2 protein-coding genes and 2 pseudogenes are annotated in these 3499 nt (G+C 53.6%); 2 read left to right on the top strand and 2 right to left on the bottom strand.

Annotated elements, in window-relative coordinates; genetic code table 11:
• Nucleotides 1–127 (top strand): integrase core domain-containing protein (locus F7R02_RS24580; RefSeq protein WP_151210081.1); only part of this gene is annotated, 127 nt, incomplete at its 5' end.
• A gap of 68 nt (nucleotides 128–195) precedes the next feature.
• Nucleotides 196–1026 (top strand): annotated as a pseudogene (locus F7R02_RS24575) (IS3 family transposase); the annotation flags it as partial.
• Between the two features lie 9 nt (nucleotides 1027–1035).
• Here F7R02_RS24575 and F7R02_RS24570 read toward each other — a convergent pair.
• Nucleotides 1036–3267, bottom strand: coding sequence for a hypothetical protein (locus tag F7R02_RS24570; RefSeq protein WP_139370921.1), 2232 nt, complete (start codon nucleotides 3265–3267; stop codon nucleotides 1036–1038).
• A 126-nt stretch (nucleotides 3268–3393) separates the two neighbouring features.
• Nucleotides 3394–3499: pseudogene (locus F7R02_RS24560) on the bottom strand (IS5/IS1182 family transposase); the annotation flags it as partial.

Here is a 3499-nt window from a genome sequence, read left to right as displayed (position 1 = left end):
CACCGAAATCGAACGCTGGCGACGCGAATACAACGAGGACCGACCCAAGAAGGCGATCGGCGGCATGACCCCGGCTGCTTATGCCCAACATCTGGCAAACACCGATATCATTACCCCCGGACTCTAAACCAAACCACTACTCAGGGTGGGGGGACGTCGGATCGCAAAAAAACTCTAGGGCCGGCGCGTAAACGCGAGGCGGTGCGGTTCCTTATCGAGGTCCACGCGCGGCCGTTGCGCCGGTCCTGTGCATGCGTCGGGCTGTCGCGTGCCGCTTGGTACGCACCGCCTCTGGACTGGACGGTGCGCGATGCCGAGCTGATTGCCGAGATCGCGCGTTACGTTGAAGCGCACCCCAGTCGTGGCTTCTGGAAGTGCAGCGACTACCTTCGCAAGCAGCAACCAGGTTGGAATCCCAAACGCATCTATCGCGTTTACAAGGCCATGAAGCTCAACCTACGCCGCGCTGCAAAGCGTCGCCTTCCCAAGCGTGAGCGGGTGCCGCTCTACGTGCCGAGGCTGCCAGACACGGTCTGGTCGGTCGACTTCATGAGCGATGCGCTGGCATGCGGACGACGCTTTCGCACCTTCAACGTGGTGGATGACTTCAATCGCGAGGCGCTGCACATCGAGGTTGACACCTGGATCAACTCGCAACGGCTTGTGCGTGTGTTCGAGCAGATCAAACACGATCATGGCTTGCCGCAGGTGGTGCGCTCGGACAACGGCCCCGAGTTCCTGGGCGAAGCGTTCACCAGCTGGCTCAAGACCAATGGCGTCGCACTACAGTACATCCAGCCGGGAAAGCCAAATCAGAATGCCTTCATTGAGCGCTTCAATCGTACGTTCCGCGAGGAAGTGCTCGACCTGAATCTCTTCGCCTGCCTCGACGAGGTGCGCGAAGCCGCCCACTGGTGGATGATCGACTACAACCAAGCAAGATCCCATGATTCGCTCGGCGGAATGACCCCGGTCGAGTACCGCAACAAGTACGCCGAAAGCTCTACTTTTAAAGTGCCTGCTTGACGGGGGAGCTTACGGTTTACAGCCACTTCGTGCCGCGCTTATTTGCTCTAGTCGGTAACCTGTTAACGCGACTACGTCTGCTTGCGTGACGGAAACTCTGAGTTCTATGTCGGAGACGGGCTGTAAGAGCTCGATTTGCCCGTGGGCAATCACTCCGCTATTGTGTGGTGTTAGCAGGGTATAAGCGTACCGCTTGCTTCCAGCATCGGATCCAACATCCATCCAAGCCGAGGGCGTCTCTCCCGTGCGTCCGTAGAGGGTGAATAGATAGTTCCCGGCGGGCATTGCTCTATAAGGGCCAAATAGTAAGAAGCCTGACTGCCCCTGATTGAGCAGCGTTCCATTATTGATTTCTCCTATTTGATGTGCTGTGTGTTTGTCAAACGGTCCTGATTCTAGGCAGAAACTACGGTTAAAGTAGTTGGCAAGGCTCGCACCGGCAGTATTGCGCAATATTTCCCTTCTTGAAGTATTGTTCAAGCGTGCAATAGCATAAAGCTCTCGCTTCTCGATCGAAACGAATCCGGATTGTTCTAGTTCCCGCACCAGTTCACTTGTAGCCTGTAGGTGCAGATGTGTCGGTGGCCAGGAGTGTGCATCAAACAATCCATCAAAATATGGGACTACGACTGAGTTGGCTCGTCCGGTGAAAAGCAACATCAATGCTGCTTTAGCAGTCATTACATCCGCTTGGCCCATATCAAGTTCCTTAATGGCGTTCGGCCATGTACGCCTTGCCGCAGCGAGGTTCTTGTCTCCCCCGATGTTATAAGTCTTGAAGTGTAAAGTAGGGGCGAGATAAGTAGCCAGAAAATCATTGCGATAGGGAAGGAAAGCGACTAAATCGCCTTGATTGATATCTTTGCTCAATGGTGCCTGTAGCCGCTGCTTCATGTCCTGAAAGGATGCTAGATAAGCTCTACCTCTTTGGAAATGCGATTTAGGGTGAGGTAGGTTGAAGGCTACGATTAATCCCCAGACTATGAGTGCAGGATACCATTTCTTGCAAGCTGACCACTTCGGAATCAGAAGGACAATGATCATCCAACAACAACACATGCAGAGCGAGATCCATCGATAGCTAGCTCGCATCTCTTTGAATCCAGGAAGGTTCTCGGAAAGAACTCTATTGCCTGTTGATATGAGGGCGCGATCGGCGGGCATCATGGTTGATGCCTCATTATGAAAGTTGGCCGAATGCAGCTTAAGGGACGGCCCGAGGGCCATATAGAACCCGAACGCTGCCACCGCAACTAGCGTGATTAGCAGAGGGGGATACTTGCCTCTTTTGAACGCTAGAGCGACTAAGCAGGCTATGATCAGCGGTAGGCAAAAAGTGCTCTCCCATACAGAAGCGTCCCCGAATTGCGAAGAGAGGGTGCGGGCTTCGTTAAATCCGAGTAGATCCGGAAGCCACTGCGTACCGCTAGTAGGGATGGCTGCATAGGAAAGATCCATCCCCCAAGCCCTGAAAAAGTCGATGGGCGCAGGGGCGAGTGCGCTGTTGCCCACAAATGCTCGGTAGAGAAAATACGCCAGCCCGAGAGACACGGCATGCACCAACGGAGCATAGATCGCGGAACTTACTCTAGACGCACGGATCCGATTGAGAGTTGAAATAATTGTAACGGCGGCAGCAGCGAGCCCGAACATGACAAACGTATAACCGTCCATAAATGCCGCTACTATGCTAACTAGCACATGCAGCAAGATTCCTCGTAGACGTTGCGATTGACCTTCGGCATGTATGAGATTGATAGCGCTCATCATGTATGTCGGTAGTAATGCGATCCCCAGTCCCAACATGGAGTAGCCAGAATGCGACCAGATTACTGGCATCGTGCTCCACGCAAGTGTTGCAGCTAGAGACGACCAACGGGAGTTGCCTAGTAGCACGCACATGCGATAGCAGCCAAGAAACGCAATGCCAAGCCAGCAAGCGATCATTGTTGAATATGCTGTTTCAGGGGTGAGTCCCAGCTTGATGAGTACAGCAGTCGGCCAAGCGCCAGAGAGACCGAAGCTAATTGCAGCCCGGCCAGGCAAGCCGATGTCGTGAGCAAAAATGCCTGGGAAGTCTTGGCTAGCATATGATGTTGCGAAGCCAGTTATCCATAGCGCTTGGCCAAGTGTGGGCAACGTGAAACCAGGAACTGCGTTGTGTATGACAGCGACAAATGTCAGCAATGACGAAGTTGTCAGGAAGAATGCCAATCGCGAAAGCACGAATTTTCTATTCATTGGGATGCTTAAGGAAGGTCTGAATAACGAGGCCTGAGAGTGCGGGATGTCGCGTCGTTCCGAAGAGTGGCGTTTGAATCTTTGGAATTTCGCCATTTCTGGCGCTTTCCGTGGGAATTTCCTGGTTTACAGGCGCACGCTCCCCATAGCCGGCAGCAACTGCTTTCGCTTCATCCACAGATTGGAGAGCGCAAACAAGGTCAGCACGTGTGCGGTGTTTTTGGCCAGGCCG

Origin of the sequence: Xanthomonas cissicola, assembly GCF_008801575.1 — a bacterium.
GTDB classification, from domain to species: domain Bacteria; phylum Pseudomonadota; class Gammaproteobacteria; order Xanthomonadales; family Xanthomonadaceae; genus Xanthomonas; species Xanthomonas cissicola.
This window is presented reverse-complemented; position numbering and strand designations above follow the sequence as displayed.

Coding starts and splice junctions, on each gene's coding strand:
- F7R02_RS24570 (WP_139370921.1), bottom strand. CDS start 3,267: ATGAATAGAAAATTCGTGCTTTCGCGATTGGCATTCTTCCTGACAACT.